Origin of the sequence: Leeia sp. (assembly GCF_041909055.1) — a bacterium.
GTDB lineage: Bacteria > Pseudomonadota > Gammaproteobacteria > Burkholderiales > Leeiaceae > Leeia > Leeia aquatica.
Genome location: NZ_JAYREC010000002.1, coordinates 601,257 through 619,563 on the forward strand (window position 1 = coordinate 601,257; position 18,307 = coordinate 619,563).

The 18,307-nt window shown below is 59.7% G+C and carries 22 protein-coding genes; 10 read left to right on the forward strand and 12 right to left on the reverse strand.

Annotation, left to right across the window (positions count from 1 at the left end; all coding sequences use genetic code 11):
- Window positions 1-7 precede the first annotated feature (7 nt).
- On the forward strand, window positions 8-694 hold the full coding sequence (locus ACE3O2_RS08510) for a Crp/Fnr family transcriptional regulator (RefSeq protein ID WP_374336554.1): 687 nt from the start codon (window positions 8-10) through the stop codon (window positions 692-694).
- 53 nt (window positions 695-747) lie between these two features.
- Here the strand turns inward: ACE3O2_RS08510 and ACE3O2_RS08515 are convergent, their stop codons facing one another.
- Window positions 748-1,551 (reverse strand): endonuclease/exonuclease/phosphatase family protein, encoded by an 804-nt coding sequence (locus ACE3O2_RS08515; protein WP_374336556.1) that lies wholly within the window; start codon window positions 1,549-1,551, stop codon window positions 748-750.
- 74 nt (window positions 1,552-1,625) lie between these two features.
- Here ACE3O2_RS08515 and ACE3O2_RS08520 point away from each other — a divergent pair, with 74 nt between their 5' ends.
- Window positions 1,626-1,943 (forward strand): H-NS family nucleoid-associated regulatory protein, encoded by a 318-nt coding sequence (locus ACE3O2_RS08520; protein ID WP_168875323.1) that lies wholly within the window; start codon window positions 1,626-1,628, stop codon window positions 1,941-1,943.
- Window positions 1,944-2,014: 71 nt separating this feature from the next.
- Here the strand turns inward: ACE3O2_RS08520 and ACE3O2_RS08525 are convergent, their stop codons facing one another.
- Both ACE3O2_RS08525 and ACE3O2_RS08530 read right to left on the reverse strand, forming a co-directional pair.
- Window positions 2,015-2,728, reverse strand: coding sequence for an SIMPL domain-containing protein (locus ACE3O2_RS08525; RefSeq protein ID WP_374336558.1), 714 nt, complete (start codon window positions 2,726-2,728; stop codon window positions 2,015-2,017).
- 2 nt (window positions 2,729-2,730) lie between these two features.
- A complete protein-coding gene (locus ACE3O2_RS08530; RefSeq protein ID WP_374336560.1) occupies window positions 2,731-2,961 on the reverse strand; it encodes a DUF2798 domain-containing protein in 231 nt (76 codons plus the stop codon).
- 268 nt (window positions 2,962-3,229) lie between these two features.
- Here ACE3O2_RS08530 and acnA point away from each other — a divergent pair, with 268 nt between their 5' ends.
- The 5 genes from acnA (at window position 3,230) to ACE3O2_RS08555 (ending at window position 9,553) form a co-directional block, all read left to right on the forward strand.
- Window positions 3,230-5,938 (forward strand): aconitate hydratase AcnA, encoded by a 2,709-nt coding sequence (acnA, locus tag ACE3O2_RS08535; protein ID WP_374336562.1) that lies wholly within the window; start codon window positions 3,230-3,232, stop codon window positions 5,936-5,938.
- A 167-nt stretch (window positions 5,939-6,105) separates the two neighbouring features.
- Window positions 6,106-7,779 (forward strand): nitrite/sulfite reductase, encoded by a 1,674-nt coding sequence (locus tag ACE3O2_RS08540; protein ID WP_374336565.1) that lies wholly within the window; start codon window positions 6,106-6,108, stop codon window positions 7,777-7,779.
- The gene (locus ACE3O2_RS08545) at window positions 7,763-8,254 is read left to right on the forward strand and encodes a DUF934 domain-containing protein (RefSeq protein ID WP_374336567.1); all 492 of its coding nucleotides are present in this window, start codon (window positions 7,763-7,765) and stop codon (window positions 8,252-8,254) included. Before ACE3O2_RS08540 ends, ACE3O2_RS08545 begins: the two co-directional genes overlap by 17 nt.
- Window positions 8,255-8,399: 145 nt before the next feature.
- Complete coding sequence (folE, locus tag ACE3O2_RS08550; protein WP_168875317.1) at window positions 8,400-9,116, forward strand: GTP cyclohydrolase I; 717 nt, start codon at window positions 8,400-8,402, stop codon at window positions 9,114-9,116.
- Window positions 9,117-9,124: 8 nt separating this feature from the next.
- Window positions 9,125-9,553 carry a BLUF domain-containing protein gene (locus tag ACE3O2_RS08555; RefSeq protein WP_374336570.1) on the forward strand — a complete coding sequence of 143 codons (429 nt, stop codon included), beginning with the start codon at window positions 9,125-9,127 and terminating at the stop codon, window positions 9,551-9,553.
- A 7-nt stretch (window positions 9,554-9,560) separates the two neighbouring features.
- Here the strand turns inward: ACE3O2_RS08555 and ACE3O2_RS08560 are convergent, their stop codons facing one another.
- Genes ACE3O2_RS08560 through fur form a run of 8 tightly spaced genes read right to left on the reverse strand, consistent with a single transcriptional unit; the run spans window position 9,561 to window position 15,491 of the window.
- Window positions 9,561-10,376, reverse strand: a complete 816-nt coding sequence (locus tag ACE3O2_RS08560; RefSeq protein WP_374336572.1) for an RnfABCDGE type electron transport complex subunit D — start codon at window positions 10,374-10,376, stop codon at window positions 9,561-9,563.
- A gap of 4 nt (window positions 10,377-10,380) precedes the next feature.
- Window positions 10,381-10,881: a DUF6714 family protein gene (locus tag ACE3O2_RS08565; RefSeq protein WP_374336574.1), complete on the reverse strand. Its 501-nt coding sequence runs from the start codon at window positions 10,879-10,881 to the stop codon at window positions 10,381-10,383.
- A complete protein-coding gene (gene rsxB / locus ACE3O2_RS08570; protein WP_374336576.1) occupies window positions 10,878-11,894 on the reverse strand; it encodes an electron transport complex subunit RsxB in 1,017 nt (338 codons plus the stop codon). Before rsxB ends, ACE3O2_RS08565 begins: the two co-directional genes overlap by 4 nt.
- Window positions 11,891-12,457 carry a hypothetical protein gene (locus ACE3O2_RS08575; RefSeq protein ID WP_374336578.1) on the reverse strand — a complete coding sequence of 189 codons (567 nt, stop codon included), beginning with the start codon at window positions 12,455-12,457 and terminating at the stop codon, window positions 11,891-11,893. Before ACE3O2_RS08575 ends, rsxB begins: the two co-directional genes overlap by 4 nt.
- A 15-nt stretch (window positions 12,458-12,472) precedes the next feature.
- On the reverse strand, window positions 12,473-13,504 hold the full coding sequence (locus tag ACE3O2_RS08580) for a quinone-dependent dihydroorotate dehydrogenase (protein ID WP_374336580.1): 1,032 nt from the start codon (window positions 13,502-13,504) through the stop codon (window positions 12,473-12,475).
- A 41-nt stretch (window positions 13,505-13,545) separates the two neighbouring features.
- Complete coding sequence (locus tag ACE3O2_RS08585; RefSeq protein ID WP_168875310.1) at window positions 13,546-14,307, reverse strand: arginyltransferase; 762 nt, start codon at window positions 14,305-14,307, stop codon at window positions 13,546-13,548.
- Entirely contained in the window at window positions 14,304-15,038 is a 735-nt protein-coding gene (aat, locus tag ACE3O2_RS08590; RefSeq protein ID WP_374336583.1) for a leucyl/phenylalanyl-tRNA--protein transferase, read from the reverse strand. Before aat ends, ACE3O2_RS08585 begins: the two co-directional genes overlap by 4 nt.
- A gap of 21 nt (window positions 15,039-15,059) precedes the next feature.
- On the reverse strand, window positions 15,060-15,491 hold the full coding sequence (fur, locus tag ACE3O2_RS08595) for a ferric iron uptake transcriptional regulator (protein WP_168875308.1): 432 nt from the start codon (window positions 15,489-15,491) through the stop codon (window positions 15,060-15,062).
- A 102-nt stretch (window positions 15,492-15,593) separates the two neighbouring features.
- Here fur and ACE3O2_RS08600 point away from each other — a divergent pair, with 102 nt between their 5' ends.
- From ACE3O2_RS08600 to ACE3O2_RS08610, 3 genes are read left to right on the forward strand one after another with little or no spacing between them, the layout of a single operon-like run.
- Window positions 15,594-16,025, forward strand: coding sequence for an outer membrane protein assembly factor BamE (locus ACE3O2_RS08600; RefSeq protein WP_374336585.1), 432 nt, complete (start codon window positions 15,594-15,596; stop codon window positions 16,023-16,025).
- Between the two features lie 13 nt (window positions 16,026-16,038).
- Window positions 16,039-16,842, forward strand: coding sequence for a 4-hydroxy-tetrahydrodipicolinate reductase (dapB, locus tag ACE3O2_RS08605; RefSeq protein ID WP_374336588.1), 804 nt, complete (start codon window positions 16,039-16,041; stop codon window positions 16,840-16,842).
- Entirely contained in the window at window positions 16,839-17,750 is a 912-nt protein-coding gene (locus ACE3O2_RS08610) for a TraB/GumN family protein (RefSeq protein ID WP_374336590.1), read from the forward strand. Before dapB ends, ACE3O2_RS08610 begins: the two co-directional genes overlap by 4 nt.
- A gap of 5 nt (window positions 17,751-17,755) precedes the next feature.
- Here the strand turns inward: ACE3O2_RS08610 and ACE3O2_RS08615 are convergent, their stop codons facing one another.
- Window positions 17,756-18,079: a hypothetical protein gene (locus ACE3O2_RS08615; RefSeq protein WP_374336592.1), complete on the reverse strand. Its 324-nt coding sequence runs from the start codon at window positions 18,077-18,079 to the stop codon at window positions 17,756-17,758.
- Window positions 18,080-18,307: the final 228 nt, after the last annotated feature.

The following is an 18,307-nucleotide window of genomic DNA, read 5'->3' on the forward strand; positions in this document are numbered from 1 at the left end:
TGGACACATGGTTCCCAAACTGGACGTACCTTCCTTGCTGGGACATCTGAATCTGTTTGCCCAGCTGGACGAGAAAAACCTGGCACGGCTGGCTGAGCGCAGCCAGCAGATCCGGGTGCCGCGTCACGCCTTTGTCTTCCATCGAGGAGACCCCGCCAGCGGCCTGTATGTGGTGGCGGTGGGCCGCGTCAAACTGTCCATCCCCGCCGCCAATGGTCAGGAAAAGGTCATTGAGTTCTTTGGCAGTGGCCAGGCGTTTGGTGAAGCCATGATGTTTATCGAACAGCCCTACATGGTACAGGCCCAGGCACTGGAGGATTGTTTGCTGCTTTGGGTCAGCAAGCAGGATGTGCTGGCCGTCATCGACCGCCAGCCCGCGTTTGCCCGCTCCCTGCTGACCGGCATGGCCGCCCGGCTGCACACGCTGATGCAGGATATCGAAATGGTCAGCCTGCACAGTGCCTCGCAGCGCCTGATTCGTTACCTGCTCAACCTGCCCTGTGAGTCGGGCCTGCTGACCCTGCCGGTCAACAAGAATGTGGTCGCTTCCAAGCTGGGCCTGACGCCTGAAACGCTGTCTCGCCTGCTGCATCAGTTCTCTGATGCGGGCATCATCAGCGTGCGGGGCCGCAAGGTCACCCTGCACAACCGCGATGCCCTGCAAGCCCGCGAAGCCAGCCCCATGACCCACTGAATGGGTGGCGGGGCTGAGCCCTGCAGTCACAGCCGCATCTTGGTCTGAGGTGGTCAGTACGACAGTTCAGCCATCAGCGGGGCGTGATCAGACAGCTGTTTCCAGGGATGGCCTTGCCCGATGCGGGCCGCCGTCACACTCAGATTGCGTACATAGATCCGGTCCAGCGTCATCAAGGGCAAGCGTGCCGGAAAGCTGCGAGCCGGTTTGCCGTGCAGGGTTTCAAACACCTCCTGCAAACCAAACTCTTCAACCAGAATCTGGCGAGCGTCGTTACGCCAATCATTGAAATCTCCTGCAACGACCAAAGGCGCATCAGGCGGGACGTGGCGCTCAATTTCTTCGCGCAAGCGCTTCAATTGCCAGCGCCGCCCCCCTGCCAGTAAATTCAGGTGCACGCACAGCGCATGTAATCCAGTCACATCCGAAGGGCCTCCCAGTTCAGCGTGCAGGATACCGCGTTGTTCCAGCCGATTATGCGAGATATCGGTATTGCGCCATGCGGTAATCGGTAAATGACTGAGGATGGCATTTCCATGATGCCCATGTGTGTAATAGGCATTGCCACCATATACCGCCCGAAAGGCCATGCTTTCCGCAATAAAGTCCGCTTGCCCTGCACTTGGCCAATGCTCAAACCGCCTGGCCCTGTGCTGATGAAAGCCCTGTACTTCCTGCAAAAAGACCAGATCCGGTTTTTCCTGCTGTAAGGCGAGTGATAATTCATGAATGATCAGTTTCCGGTTCAGCGGGCTTAAGCCCTTATGCATATTGAGTGACAAGACACGCAAATGCCGTAATGGGTGAACCAGCGCAGTGCTCATGCAATACCTTGAAATCTGTTTTACAAATACCATGCTACTCTTCTAGAATAGCGCGGAATTTTGACTTACCTCATTTTTTGTCAACTTGACCTTAAAAGGATGCTTCCATGAACCTGCAAGATTTCACTTTTGATCAATTGCTGCAATTGCGCCAGGATGTTGAGAAGGAAATCCGTAGCCGCAAGAACCAGGAAGCGGTCGCTTTGGCCAAGATTGTGCAGACGCGTGCCGAGCAATTGGGCGTGACTGCAGAAGAAATCCTCGGCATGCTGGGCAAGAAAGCCGCCAAAAAGGAACCGGGCGCAGCCAAATACGCCAACCCTGCCAACCCGGCTGATACCTGGTCTGGCAAAGGCCGCAAGCCGGGCTGGTTTGTCGCCGCCATCAATGCTGGCAAATCCGAAGCTGATCTGCTGGTTAAGTAATAGGCGGGTGTCGCAAAAAAACCGCCAGTAGAAGCTGGCGGTTTTTTTATGGGTCAGCCTTGGTATGCGTTTTACTCGACCTGTACCGTACCATTGATCGAAACCACCACCTGACTGGTACCGGGTGTCACTACTGGCGCACCGTCGCCCATTGGCGCAGCCACCGTATCTTCCGACATGTGAAAGCGTAGCTGAAGCGGTACATTACCGCCGCTATTGACAGCCAGATGTACAATCCGTACCGGTTTGCCAGGGGCTACCGCACCGGCCAGAATGTCGGCACGCTGGCGGAACTGCTTGACGGCATCCACCATCAACTCCGCCTCCACCTTCTCACGCACCTTGGGCGAAACCGTGAACTGGATACCGCCCAGTTGCACCACCCCTTGCAGCTTGCCAATCAGTTGGGTCGCCGCTGCAAAATCTTCCGACTCCAGGCTCAGGTCGGCCCGCGCACGCCAGCCCTGCAGTTTGTTCTGGTTGTTGTACACCGGGTAGGTTTGCTGCCCCAAGGTCTTCAGGCGCACTGCTGGATAAGCCTTGGCGATCCGGGTCGCCTCTTCCATGCGCTTGCTCACCTCGGCCGCCAGCCGCTGCGGGTCATTCTGGGTCAGTTCAACGAAGACAGATGCTGACAAGGTGTCGTTGCTGACTTCGCGTTGCACTTTAGATTGCAACTCCAACACATTGTAATTCAAAGGATCTGCCACAGAAGACTGACCTGCCAGCAGGCTCCCCATCGCCAGAACAACCACTGCCACTGCCTTTTGTTTGAAGCGCATCATGCTTATTTGTCCTCGATCATTTTTTGGGTCAGACGTCTCACCCGGGGTGCCAGATAAAGTACCAGCGGAAAGGCCAGTACAAACGCCAGCCCATACGCACGCAACCAGCGAACCAGAAAACCACTGTCCATGCCGGTGTTCACCCAGGTCAGCACTGCGGACATGATACCTGCCATCAGCGCCGCCATCATGAACGCAAACACAACAGACTCGTATTTTCTCGGAATGTTCATAACAGTCACCAAAGTCAAATTGTTAGCACTCTAACACTATAGCGCGACCACAGTGAACTGCAGCGCAGCAAAACAGCAGTCAGGGCGCTGATATCACAGATGTTGCACAGCAGAATCCAGCGGAAAAAACGCGGTCTGTTACGTAACAGGGGGGAGCATCATCAGCTATAATTCAGCATCTCGAATTCACCGAGTGGGTCGCATCGCGACTGCCACGGGGGGCCTGTGGGTCCGCCCTGCCCTTGACCTTGCCTAGGACTGACAAACCATGAGCAATCATCACAATCTGTACGATACCCTGCAGGAGCTGAAGACCGCTTCGGGTACCTCCGCCAAGTATTACTCTCTGCCGCAACTGGAAAAGGCCGGTGTCGGCCCGGTTTCACGCCTGCCCGTGTCCATCCGCATTGTGCTGGAATCGGTGCTGCGCAACTTCGACGGCAAAAAGGTTTCGGAAGAGCACATTAAGCAGCTGGCCAACTGGGGTGCCAACGCCGCCCGTGTGGACGAAATCCCGTTCGTGGTGGCTCGTGTAGTATTGCAGGACTTCACCGGCGTGCCGCTGCTGGCCGATCTGGCCGCCATGCGCAACGTCGCCGACAAGATGGGCAAAAACCCGAAAGTGATCGAACCGCTGGTACCGGTAGACCTGGTGGTGGATCACTCGGTACAGATCGACCACTTTGGTTCACAAAACGCCCTGCGCCAGAACATGGAGCTGGAATTCCAGCGTAACGGCGAGCGTTACCAATTCATGAAGTGGGGCATGCAGGCATTTGATACCTTCGGCGTGGTGCCGCCGGGCATCGGCATTGTGCACCAGGTGAACCTCGAATACCTGTTCCGCGGCGTACAGCAGCGTGATGGTGTGTTCTTCCCGGATACCCTGGTCGGCACCGACAGCCACACCACCATGATCAATGGTGTAGGCGTGGTGGGCTGGGGCGTGGGCGGTATTGAAGCCGAAGCTGGCATGCTGGGCCAGCCGGTGTACTTCCTGACCCCGGACGTGGTCGGCGTAGAGCTGAAAGGCAAGCTGCGCGAAGGCATCACCGCCACCGATCTGGTGCTGACCGTGACCGAACTGCTGCGCCGCGAAAAGGTAGTAGGCAAGTTTGTGGAGTTCTTCGGAGAAGGTGCGGCCAACCTGAGCCTGACCGACCGCGCCACCATCGCCAACATGGCACCGGAATACGGCGCCACCATGGGCTTCTTCCCGGTGGACGACGTGACCGTGGAATATATGCGTGGCACCGGCCGCACCGATGCCGAAGTGGATGCATTTGCATCCTACTTCAAGGCACAAGGCCTGTACGGCATGCCCAAGGCGGGCGACATCGAGTACTCCAAGACGCTGGTGCTGGACCTCAACACCATCGTGCCGAGCCTGGCTGGCCCGAAGCGCCCGCAGGACCGTATCGAACTGCCGAAGATGAAGGACAGCTTCAATACCCTGTTCTCCAAGCCGGTGGCTGAGAATGGCTTCAACAAGAAGCAGGACGATCTGGCCGTTCGCTACCCGACCAAGCAGGCCGGTGTGGATCTGGGCAATGGTGACGTGCTGATCGCCGCCATCACCTCGTGTACCAATACCTCCAACCCGGGTGTGCTGCTGGGTGCCGGTATCCTCGCCAAGAAGGCGGTGGAAAAGGGCCTGACCGTCAAGCCGCACATCAAGACCTCGCTCGGGCCGGGTTCCCGCGTGGTGGCAGAGTACCTGAGCAAATCTGGCCTGCAGCCGTACCTGGACAAACTGGGCTTCAACGTCGCCGCCTTTGGTTGCACCACCTGTATTGGTAATGCTGGTGATCTGACTGCCGAGCTGAACGAAGCCATCGTGCAGAATGATGTGGTCGCCGCCGCCGTGCTGTCCGGCAACCGTAACTTCGAAGCCCGCATTCACCCGAACATCCGCGCCAACTTCCTGGCCTCGCCGCCGCTGGTGGTGGCCTTTGCCATCGCTGGCAAGGTGAACCTGAACCTGGAAGAAGAAGCACTGGGCACGGGCAGCGATGGCAAACCAGTGTTCCTGCGTGACATCTGGCCGAGCAGCGACGAAATCGCCGCCGTGATGAAGTACGCCATGGACCCGGACACCTTCCGCAAGCTGTACGGTGACTTCACCAAGGACCACGACCTGTGGAATGCCATCCCGGCACCGACCGGTCAGGTCTACAGCTGGCCGGAATCGAGCTACATTGCCCGTCCGCCGTTCTTCGACGACTTCAGCATGCAGCCGGGTTCGGTGGCGGATATCAAGGGTGCACGCCCGCTGCTGATCCTGGGTGATTCGGTCACCACCGACCACATCTCCCCGGCCGGTTCCTTCAAGGACACCACCCCGGCAGGCAAGTACCTGCTGGGCAAGGGCGTGCAGAAGCCGGACTTCAACAGCTATGGCTCCCGTCGCGGCAACCACGATGTGATGGTGCGTGGCACCTTCGCCAACGTGCGGGTGAAGAACCTGATGCTGCCGGCCAAGGAAGACGGCTCGCGCATTGAAGGCGGCTACACGCTGCTGGATGGTGCGCAGACCACCGTTTACGATGCTGCCATGACCTACATCGAGCGCGGCACCCCGACCGTGGTGTTCGCCGGTGAAGAGTACGGCACCGGTTCCAGCCGTGACTGGGCAGCCAAGGGTACCCAGCTGCTGGGGATCAAGGCAGTGGTTGCCCGCTCCTTCGAGCGCATTCACCGCTCCAACCTGGTGGGCATGGGCGTGCTGCCGCTGCAGTTCAAGGGCGATGACAGCATCGACAAGCTGAATCTGTCGGCAGATGACCAGTACGACATCGTCGGTATCACGGGCGACCTGAAGCCGCAGCAAGACCTGACCCTGGTGATCACCCGCAAGGATGGTAGCCAGCAGCAGGTACAGCTGCTGTGCCGGATCGACACCCCGATCGAAGTCGATTACTACAAGCATGGCGGCATTCTGCCCTACGTGCTGCGTGAGCTGATGGCCAAGGCCTGATGCGCATTGCGTAGAAAAACCGCCCACCTTCGCGTGGGCGGTTTTTTTTGACCTCGGTCAAGTCGCTATAAAACCATATGGTTCTTAACATATGGTTATTCATTCTTTTTTTGCATAACCGGCTTTGTTATAGTCCTCCCATCCCCTGCCGGACAAGGCTTTGCTGCATGTATATCTATGATGAGATCGACCAGCGGATCATCGACGAACGCGTCACCCAGTTCCGCGATCAAACCCGTCGCTTTCTGGCGGGTGAGCTGAGTGAAGACGACTTCCGCCCGTTGCGCCTGCAAAACGGGCTCTACGTGCAGCGGCACGCCCCCATGCTGCGGGTTGCCATCCCCTACGGTCACTTGCGCAGCCAGCAGCTGCGCAAGCTGGCGGATATTGCCCGGCGCTACGATCGTGGCTATGCGCACTTCTCCACCCGGCAGAACATCCAGTTCAACTGGCCGGAGCTGGCCAAAGTGCCGGACATTCTGGCGGAGCTGGCCACCGTGCAGATGCACGCCATCCAGACCTCTGGCAACTGCGTACGCAATTTCACCTCCGATCATTTCGCCGGGGTCGCCCACGATGAGGTGATTGACCCACGCCCCTACGCGGAAATCATGCGACAGTGGTTTACCTTCCATCCCGAGTTCGCCTACCTGCCACGCAAGTTCAAGATGGCGCTGAACGGTGCCACGCATGACCGCGCTGCGGTGTTTGTGCACGACATCGGTATCAATCTGATCCACAACGAGCAAGGTGAGATTGGCGCACAGGTGATTGTCGGTGGTGGTCTGGGCCGCACTCCGATCATTGGCAGCATCATCAAGCCCTTCCTGCCGTGGCAGCATCTGCTGTCCTATTGCGATGCCATCCTGCGTGTCTATAACCGCTATGGCCGTCGTGACAACAAGTACAAGGCCCGTATCAAGATCCTGGTCAAAGCACTGGGCCCTGAGGTGTTTGCGCAGATGGTGGAGGACGAGTGGCAGTACACCAAGGATGGCCCATCCACGCTCACCCAGGCCGAATTTGACCGTGTTGCCGCGCACTTCCAGCCACCGGCCTACCAGGCCTTTGCCAGTGACGATGCGGACTACCAGCAGCATCTGCAATCCGACCCGGCCTTTGCCCGCTGGGCTTCACGCAATGTGCATGGGCACAAGCAGGCGGGGTACGCTGCGGTCACCCTGTCACTCAAGCGCCTGGGTACCGCACCGGGCGACGTGACCGATGCACAGATGGAAGCCGCCGCAGACCTGGCGGACGATTACAGCTTTGGCGAACTGCGGGTATCCCACGAGCAGAACCTGATCCTGGCTGATGTGCCCCAGCATGCCCTGTACGCCCTGTGGCAACGTGCGCGGGCACTAAACCTGGCAACGCCCAATATCGGCATGCTGACCAATATGATTGCCTGTCCGGGCGGGGATTTCTGCGCGCTGGCCAATGCCAAGTCCATCCCGATTGCCGAAGCCATTGCCGAACGCTTTGAAGACCTCGATTACCTGTTTGATGTCGGCGAGCTGGACCTCAACATCTCCGGCTGCATGAACTCATGTGGACATCACCATGTCGGCCATATCGGCATTCTGGGCGTCGACAAGAACGGCAGCGAGTGGTACCAGATTTCGCTGGGCGGCCACCAGGGCTATGACAAGCATGGTACGCCAGCCGCCATTGGCAAGGTCATTGGCCCTTCGTTTGCCCAGGATGAGGTCGCAGGCGTCATCGAGAAGATCGTGGGTGTCTATCTGGATCAACGCCAGGATGAGGAGCGCTTCATTGATACCGTCAAACGTGTGGGTATCGACCCCTTCAAGGAGCGCGTTTATGCCAAAGCTCATTAAACAAGGTCAGCTGGTTGAGGATCACTGGCAGCTCGCAGCTGCAGATGAAACGGCCACCGGTTACGATAGCCCGGTGCTGGTGCCGCTGTCGGCCTGGCTGAGCCAGCGTGAGCACTGGCTGGCGTACGCGCACCCGGTTGGCTTGCTGGTCGATGGGGATGCCGAGCCCGACGAGTTTGCGGCCGACCTGCCCCACTTCAGCCTGATTGCCATCCATTTCCCGGCATTCACCGATGGGCGGGGGTACTCCTTGGCGCGACTCCTGCGTGAGCGCCACCATTATCACGGTGAGCTGCGCGCGACCGGGGATATTCTGCGTGATCAACTGCAATATCTGAGTCGCTGTGGTTTTGACAGCTTCCAGCTGCGTGAGGGTGAAGACCCTGCCAAGGCTTTGGCGGGGCTGGCCGACTTCAGCGAGCACTATCAGAGTGCACTGGATCAGCCCCTTCCCCTATTCCGCCGCCGCGCCTGATCGCCCTTCCCCGCTGAATAGTTGACAAAAACGGTCAACTGTTACAGCATCACAGCATTCCGTTCTGAAAACCACCCCGGCCCCTTGCGGCGCCGGGGTTTCGCTTTGCATGGCACGCGCCACGCACCCGAAGAAAGAATATGCAATGAATGCACATACCCGTCTTGCCGATGCGGAAACGCCCTTGGACGAGCCGGTTTCCACCCGTATCCGCGAACGCATCCTCGCCGCTGGCCAGCGCTTTCACGCCAATGACAATATCGCCAGCTTTATTGAGCCTGGCGAACTGCAACAACTGCAGCAGGAAGTGGAATCCCGTCTGAAGGATGTGCTGGAGAGTCTGGTCATTGACACCCGCAGCGATCACAACACCCAGGAAACCGCACGCCGGGTGGCCAAGATGTACCTGCAAGAGGTGTTCCGTGGCCGTTATGTGGCGGAACCGCCGGTGACGGAATTCCCCAATGCCGAGCATCTGAACGAGCTGATGATCGTTGGCCCGATCAAGGTCCGCAGCGCCTGCTCACATCACTTGTGCCCGATCATCGGCAAACTGTGGATCGGGGTGATGCCCAACCAGCATTCCAATCTGATCGGCCTGTCCAAATATGCCCGTCTGGCGGAATGGGTGATGTCGCGCCCACAAATTCAGGAAGAAGCGATTACCCAAGTCGCTGACCTGCTGCAGAACAAGATGAATCCGGATGGGCTGGCCATCGTGATGGAAGCCGATCACTTCTGCATGCACTGGCGCGGCGTCAAGGACGATACCTCCAAGATGACCAATAGCGTGATGCGCGGCTCGTTCCTGAAAGATGCCAACCTGCGCCGCGAATTTTTGTCCCTGATGAACCGTAGCTGAGGCACACCATGCTTGTCCGCCTGCTGTATGCCAGCCGAGCACAGCAACCCATTACCGGGGAGCTGCTGGAATCACTGATGACCACCGCCCGAAAAAACAATGCCAGTCATGGCATTACCGGCGTGTTGTGCCATACCGACCGGGTCTTCATGCAGCTGCTGGAAGGTGGCCGCGATGATGTGTCCAGCCTGTATCACCGCATTGCAGCCGATTCCCGACACAGCCAGGTGACCTTGCTGCAGTATGTGGAAACCACCGAGCGTCATTTCTTCAACTGGAGCATGGGACAGGTCAATCTGGAGCGGGTCAACCCCTCCCTGCTGCTGAAATATGCACCACGCGCCGAGCTGGACCCGTTCAGCATGAGTGGCAGCAGTGCCATGAAGTTGCTGGATGAGCTGATTGCCACTGCGGCCGTGGTGGGGCGCTGCAGCTAAAGCGTGATCAGGAAGGCTGCCGCTGCTCGCGGCGGCGGCTGTGCTCAGCCAGCGCCCAGCGGTCCAGCCAGGGCACCAGCAGATTACCCAGCAGCACCACTTCGGCCAGCCGGGGCTGACCGTGCAACACGGTCCAGCCATACAGTGCCCCGGTCAGCAGCCCAAACAGCATGCCGGGGCGCGGCAAGATCGGGCTGGTTTGTGGCTCTGCCACAATGAAAAATGCCGCCAGCAATCCAACCGACATCAACACTGATAGTAGCGACGATAGGGTGTAACCACCCCCGATCAGCACCACACTCACGGCAAGCAGGAAAGCCGCCGGCAATTGCCAGCGGATCAAGCGCGCCCAGCATAATGCCACGCCGCTCGCCGTCAAGGCCAAGGCAGGCCACAGCATACTCCATGCATTGGCGTACACCGGCACGGTAAACTGCTGCAGACCCGGTAGCCATAGCGAAAGCAAGGCGATGCCGACCACGGCAGGATGGAAGAGCACCAAGGCGCCGCCACCAAAGGCGTGACGTCCGATACCCACCGCCAGCACCGTCGCCGCAGCAGCCAGCCAGACCGGGCTATCCACCGGCAGGCTCAGGGTGACAATCCAGGCCGTCAGGACAGCATCACGACCTGGCTTGATCTCCTGCTGGCGCAAAAACTGGCACAGCGCATCGACCGCCATCGCCGCCACCCATGCCAGCACGGCGGCTCGAAACGGGACTGTACCACCCTGTATGCAACGCACCAACAATGCAGGCAGCAACGCCATGCACATCCACTGTACCCGGCTCGCTGCTCCGGTGAAATGCGGAGATTTCATCATCGGTCTAGCGACGCCCCTGCCAGTAACGCTCCAGCGCCAGCTGCGCTTCTTCGGCTTCAGGCCCGCCCTCGGCAATGCGCCAGTCCAGCCAGTCGGCAATGCAGTGCGCCTGCTTGAGGTCAAACAGGGAAAAGCGCTTCTTGCAGGCATCAACCTTGTCCCACTGCACCGGCAACAGCAGCGCCTGTACCAAGGCGCGGGTAACGGCGCTATTCTGCGCCCGGTCCGGATACTTCAGGGTCCAGGTCAGGTAAGCCGGCAAGTAGTAGCGGAAGCCCTGATCATCCAGCCAGGGGAAAATCCCGGGGTAGCGCTCGAAGGACGCATCCGAAATCTGCCACCAGCGCCGATCATTATCCAGTGCCTTGGCAGACTCCCGTCGCGGGCTATCCTCACCATGCTGGCGGATGACATCGGCCTCACGCATCGTCGGCCCCTCCCCTCGCTCCGGCACGACATGAAACACTTGCCGCACCACCGCAGCAAGCTGATTGGGTTCACTCATGTTGACTCCCCATTATCCCTGGCGGCCAGCTGCTGGCGAGCCCGTGCCATGGCCGCAGCAATGGCCGCCTGCCGTGCCTTGACCTCATCACTGACCTGCTCCACCTCTGCCTCCTGCACCACAGGTGCCTTGGCCGCCAAACGGTCGGCCCGCTCCTGCTTGTCACGCGCCAGCCGCACCACATGCCAGGCATGCTGCTCCCGTGCCGCATCCGCACGTTGCCGCGCCTCATGATGTTGCTGGAGTCGAGCACGGGTATCACGAAACTGCTGTACCAAAGGCAGCTGACTCGGACAGGCACGATTGCAGTCACCACACTCGGTACAGCTCAAGAGGCCATGCTGCTCGGCCAGCGCCTCTTGCTGCCTTGATGTAAACCAGTATAGTGCTTGGGGTTGCAGTTCGGCAGGACAAACCTCAATACACGCACCGCAACGGATGCACGGTTGCGACGCTTCAGGATGTTCTAACTCCACTACTGGCGGTGGCACAGCGGCTTCAGCCTGCAGTTCAGCCAGGGCCACCATGTCGATACAGGCCGTCGGACATGGCGGGATGCACAGCTCACACCCGGTACAGGCATCTGCCAGGACAGTATGCATCTGCTTCGCAGCACCAACGATGGCATCGACCGGGCAGGCCTGGATGCACAAGGTACAGCCAATACAGTTGGCCTCATCAATCACCGCCAGCCGGAATGGCTTGGTTTCGCCACGGCTGCTGTCCAGCGGTTTGACGGGCACCTGCATCAAGTGGGCAATCTGAACCACCCCCTCCTGGCCACCGGGGGGGCACTGGTTGATATCGGCCTCTCCCGCCACCAGGGCTGTCGCGTAGGGGCGACATCCAGGATAGCCGCATTGACCACACTGCGTCTGCGGCAGCACCGCGTCAATTTGCTCCAGCAAGGGCAAAGGCGCCACGGGCACGCGGCGGACCCACATCACCAAAACCAGCAGCAGGGCGAGCAGCAGCAAAGGGGGCAGCAGTGCCAGCCACAGTTGCACCATCATGCCAGCACCCCGTGCAGTACGCCGGACAAAGCCAGACCGCTGAGCCACACCATCAGCAGCCGAATGGGCCAGCCTTGTACTTCAGCAGGCAGTTCCGCCATAGGTAAGCGTAGATGAAGCTGTAGCAGCACTGGCACCATCATGATGAAGCAGACCCCGGCCAGCGCCCCAATCAACAGCACCGCACACCACTGCGTACCTAGCGGGGCCATCAGCAGCGGCACCATCAGCCATAGCAGGCAAGCCAGCTTGAAAGGCGTGTCCCGCCGTAGCGCGGCATACTGGGCAGGATGATGGCGCCGGAGCATGCGCCAGCCCAGGCCCGAGATCAGCAGCACCAATAGCAGCAACAGCCCGGACCACAGCCAGGCTGACAGTGGAAGTGAGGCACGCCGCAATAGCCAGCCGGTGAGGTTGGCCATCGCCAGCAAACCGCCCATGCCCAGCGCATGCAGGCCTCTTGCCTCTGGCAGGCAGGGGGCAGGCTCATGCTGTGCATGCCGCTCCCACCACCCTACATTGGCCCAGGCGGCCAGTAACCACAGCCACAGGTAGACAGACATTCAGACGGCTCCGGATCAACCCCGGCGGCGAGGACTCAAGGTAGCCTCGACCGCTTCCTTCACCAGCCCGGGCCCCCGGTAGATCAAGCCACTATAGAGCTGCACCAGACTGGCGCCGGCATCCAGCTTCTCACGCACATCGTCACCCGAGAAAATACCGCCCACACCGATGACCGGCATCGCCCCATCCAGCAGCTTGACCATCTCGCGCAGCACCTGTGTGGACTTGCGACGAACCGGCGCCCCCGACAAGCCCCCCGCTTCACCCGCATGCCGCAAATGCTCCACCCCGATGCGGGACAAGGTGGTGTTGGTGGCAATGACCCCATCCATCTGATGCTTGACCAGCAGCTCTGCCATATCCACCAGTTGGGGCATCTCCAGATCCGGTGCAATCTTCACCGCAATCGGAACGTAGCGGCCATGGCGATCCGCCAGCTGCAGCTGCGCTTTCTTCAGCGCCGCCAGCAGCGCCGAAAATTCATCGCCCTGCTGCAATTGTCGGAGGTTTTTGGTGTTCGGCGACGAAATGTTCACCGTGACATAGCTGGCGTGGGGATACACCTTGGTCAAGCCAATCAGGTAATCGTCAGTGGCTTTTTCAATCGGTGTATCCGCGTTCTTGCCGATATTGATGCCCAGCACCCCGCGGAAATGGCTCTGCTGCACATTCTGCAGCAGCGCATCCACACCTTCGTTATTGAAGCCCATACGATTGATGATGCCCTGTGCCCGGGGCAAACGGAACAAGCGCGGTTTGGGATTACCCGCCTGCGGACGAGGCGTGACCGTACCGATTTCCAGGAAACCGAAGCCCAGAGCGGCGAGACCATCAATGTGGTCGCCATTTTTGTCCAGCCCCGCCGCCAGCCCCACCGGATTGGGGAAGTCGATGCCCATTACCTTGACCGGATTAGCGGGAGGATGCCCTGCCAGCACTTTGCCAAAGCCCATGGATTCCAGCGCATCCAGCATGCCCAGGCTACACTGGTGGGCGGTTTCGGCAGGCAAGGAGAACAGCAGCGGACGCAACAGGGAATACACCATGACCTCGGCAGCAAACAGCTAAACGCCGCATTATAAGCGTTTTATCGCCCCAAGGCGCGGGTATCGCCAACCGGTGCCATCGGGTCCAGTGGCAACCACACCCCATCTTGCAGAGCTTCCAGTGGCCGGTAGTCTGCCTTGTACTTCATCTTGCGGCACTGCTGAATCCAGTAGCCCAAGTAAAGATACTCCAGACCCAACGCCCGAACTTGATGCGCCTGCCACAGCACGTTGTAGACGCCATAGCTGGCCTGTGGCTCATCGGGCTCGAAGAAGGTGTAAACCGCCGACCAGCCGTCATCCAGCCGGTCCACCACGCTAACCATTTTCAGCACGCCATCGCGTCGAAACTCCACCAGACAGGTATCGACCGGACTGCGCAGCAGGAAGCCCCGGTACTGCTCATAGCCATCTTCATCCATACCCCCACCGGGATGGCGGGACTTCTGGTAGCGTTGATACAGGAAGTAATGCTCCGCACTCTCACGCATCGGCAACAGTTCCGCTTGCAGATCACCTTGCCGGCGCCAGATTTTCTGTTGGGTCCGGCTGGGGGTAAAGCTGGCTACTGGCAAGCGCACCGGGATGCAGGCGCGGCAGAAATCGCAGTGTGGCCGGTAGACAAACAGTCCGCTGCGACGAAAGCCCAACCGGACCAGCTGGCTAAACGCTTGGGCAGACATGCGCTCGCCTGAAACCGCGACTTGCGAGCGAGAGCGCTCCTCAGCCAGATAACTGCAGGGATAACTGGCTGTGGTGTAGAACTGGATAAACTGCCGGTTACTGCTGTCGTGCCCGCTCATCCGCACTCTCCCTTGCCGGGCCAGTCGGCAGGGGTGTCCGGTGGGGGTAGCAGCCACCTGTCATTTTCTGCCGTTTGCTCGACCTCGTGCTTCAAGCGTAGCAGAAATGCTTCGCGCTGCATGGGTTGCGCACCCATGCTGTACAGGTGTGGGGTTTCCATCTGGCAATCCACCAGCTGTACCCCAACCTGCTGCAATCTGGCGCACAGATACACCAAGGCTACCTTGGAGGCATCGGTTTGCCGCGAAAACATGGATTCGCCAAAGAACATGCGGCCCAGCTGTACACCGTACACCCCGCCAACCAGCTGATCCCCCTGCCAGCATTCAACCGAATGCGCCCAGCCTTCTTCATGCAAGGTCTGGTACGCTGCCTGCATCTCCGGCACGATCCAGGTACCCTGCTGGCCCGCACGCGGGGCGGCACAGGCCCGCACCACAGCGGCAAAATCATGGTCATAACGGATGGTGAATCGACCTTTGCGCAGAGTCTTGCGTAGCGACCGCGAGACATGCAGCCCGCCCGGCAGCAGCACCATGCGGCGTGAAGGGCTCCACCACAGTATGGGCTCACCCGGCCCATACCAAGGGAAAATACCGGAACGATAAGCCGCCAGTAGTCGCTGGCGGGACAGATCACCGCCTGCAGCCAGCAGACCATCCGGCACCTGTAAAGCGGTGGCCGGATCGGGGAACTGCAGGGAGTCGTCAAGCCACGTCAGCTTCAGCATGGGCTGGCGCAGGCGCGTTGATCAAAGACGCTTCTTGGGGGTGTTCTGGCAGTCGGCACACTGACCGTACAGATACAGGGAGTGTGTCTGGATGGAGAAGCCGCGCTCCTTGGCCACCTTGTTTTGCCGGCGTTCGATCTCAGGGTCAAAGAACTCCTCGACCTTGCCGCACTGGATGCAGACCAGATGATCGTGATGTCCTTCCGGGCGCAACTCGAATACGGCCTTGCCGCCTTCGAAGTAGTGCCGTTCCAGAATGCCGGCTTGTTCAAACTGGGTCAGCACCCGGTAGACGGTGGCCAGGCCCACATCCTCGCCCTCGCCGATCAGTTGACGATACACGTCTTCTGCCGACAGGTGGCGGACTTCACTGGTCTCGAACAGTTCGAGGATACGCAGGCGCGGGCCGGTTGCTTTGAGGCCCACTCCTTTCAGGTCACTGGCTTTGCTCATTGTCTGCGCTCAACACGGAGGGTTTGAGTTATCATAAAGGCTTTTGGCGACTTTGCCTACGAGAGCACGGTTGCCCGATCCCTGTCACGCTGAAGGAACAGCATGTCCCATACTGCGATCCGCCCTGTTCGACGCCTGCTCGTACCGGCCTTGATGGCCACGCTGCTGGCCGCTTGCTCGCTGTCCGCCCTCAAGCCTTACAAGCTGGATATCCCGCAAGGCAACTATGTCACCCAGGATGCGGTCGACAAGCTCAAACTCGGCATGACCCGCTCGCAGGTCCGCTTCCTGCTGGGGACACCGTTGGTACAGGACGCCTTCCATGCTGACCGCTGGGATTATGTCTATCAGCTGACCCAGCGTGGGGAAACGGTGGAAGACAAGCGTTTCTCGGTCTGGTTCGAGGGTGACAAGCTGGTCAAGTTCGAAGGTACGGTCATGCCGGCCCTGCGTCCCTATGAGCCGCTGAACGGGGAGAAGGCTGCCTCCGCCCCGGCCGCTGCCGAGCAAGCCGCTTCTGCCCCCAAGTCCTGATCCGGAGCCTGTCATGTCCCTGAAGATTGCTGTGGCCGGCGCCAGCGGGCGCATGGGTCGGGAGTTGTTGTCTGCGGTTCATCATGATGCCGCTGCGCAATTGCATGCGGCACTGGATCGTGCAGGCAATGCCTTCATTGGTCAGGATGCCGGGCTGTTGATCGGCGCCCCCAATGGAGTATTGATTCAGGATGATCCGGCACAGGCGCTGCAAGGCTGCGATGTGTTGATCGACTTCACCCGCCCCGAAGCCACGCTGCAGCATCTGGCCCTGTGCCGTGAGCTCGGCGTGAAGCTGGTGGTGGGTACCACCGGCTTCAGTACCGAGCAAAAGCAGCTGATCCGGCAGGCCGCCGACGATGTGTCGATCATGATGGCCCCCAATATGAGCGTGGGTGTCAATGTGATGCTGAAGCTGCTGCAGCAGGCTGCGCTGGCGCTCAAAGACGGTTACGACATCGAGATTGTGGAAATGCACCATCGCCACAAGGTGGATGCCCCCTCGGGTACGGCTTTGCGGCTGGGTGAAGTGATCGCGGAAACGCTGGGGCGCGACCTGCAGCAAGATGCCATCTATGGGCGCGAGGGTGTGACCGGTGAGCGCAACCCGCGCACCATTGGTTTTGCCACCCTGCGCGGCGGTGATGTGGTCGGCGACCATACGGTGGTGTTTGCCGGCATCGGCGAGCGCATCGAAATCAGTCACAAGGCCAGCAGCCGAGCCACGTTTGCTCAAGGCGCACTGCGTGCGGCCCACTATCTAGCCAGCAAAACCAACGGCCTGTATGACATGCAGGACGTGCTGTCCGGCGCATGATCAGCTGGCCGCTGCGCACCCTGCGCCATCTCCACTGCCTGCTCCTGCTGCTCGCCCTGAGTGCGCCAGCTTGGGCATACAAGGCCTATCTGTGGCGTGTAGACAGCCCCTCCACCACACTGTGGCTGTATGGCACGGTTCACCTTGGCAAGGCAGACATGTTCCCGTTGCCGCCCAGCGTCATGCGTGCGTTTCACCAGTCGCCCGTAGCAGTATTTGAGCTGGATATGGATCGGGTACCGCATGAGATTACGGCCCTCTACGGGCTGACGCTGTACCCCAAGGGGGACAGTCTCAGCGCACACATGGGGCCGCAACGCTGGCAGCAACTCAAGCAGGCGCTTCCTAGCCTGTATGGCATGTCGGCGGACGCGTTCCAGAAGTCCCGCCCATGGTTTCTGGCCATGACCCTCAGCATGCAGAGCCTGCTCAAGGATGGCTGGTCCGAGCAATACAGTGTCGACGCTTGGCTGGACCGTGAAGCACGTCAGCAAGGCAAGACCATCATCGGGCTGGAAACCACCCGGCAGCAGCTGGAAGCCATGGGGCAATTGCGTGAAGACACGCAAATCAGCTGGCTGTTCAGCCAGCTGGACCCCAAGCTGATCGCCAAGCAACGTGAGCTGATGCAGCTCGCCGTGCGGAGCTGGAGACAGGGGGAGCCCGAACAGATGAATGACATGCTCTTGCAGGACTCACCCGGCATGACGCCGCAACAGACCAAAGAGTTTGCCGCCATCATGCTCTCAGGCCGCAACCGCAAGATGGCTGACAAACTGGTACAGATGCTCAAAGGCAAGCAAACCGCTTTTGTCGCCGTGGGGGCCCTGCATTACGCCGGACCGGACAATCTGCTTGCCCTGCTGCGGCAGCGTGGCTTCAAACCGATACAGCAGGATAATCAGTAAGCCATTCAGGCGGCCAGCAGCATCCCGGCGGGCGCAATGCGGCACACCTCATGCAGTACCGCCTCATCCAGCGCGCCGCGACACTGCCACACGGCACAATCAAAGCTCCGGCTGGCATGTGCCTGCAAGGCCGGCAGCGAGGCTGACTCAAAGCGGACTTCCAGACTGCCCATCTGTTGCGGCAAGTATTGCTCACCCGCCTTGATCAGGCCCAGCTGATCCTGCCCGACCAATAGCACCCGGTACGCCGCACGGGCGGGACGCGCCTCCGGGGTGTAAGGTGCACCGACGACCACTTCTGCGGGAAGATCATTGACATACTTGGACATGACCGGACTCCGTTGTGCCTGGCACGGAGCGCTGATTCCGGCCAGCGATTTAGCGAAATTTCCCGGTAAACACCGGTCAGGCACGCCTCGCAATTAGCTGATAAATCGGCGTGAGGTAAAACTTACCTGAACCCTGAATCCTGAAATGCAAAAAACCCGTAGCGCTTGGCGCATACGGGTTTGGCATGCGCTTTAGCAATATTTGTAGAGCGCCTTGCAAGCTACACA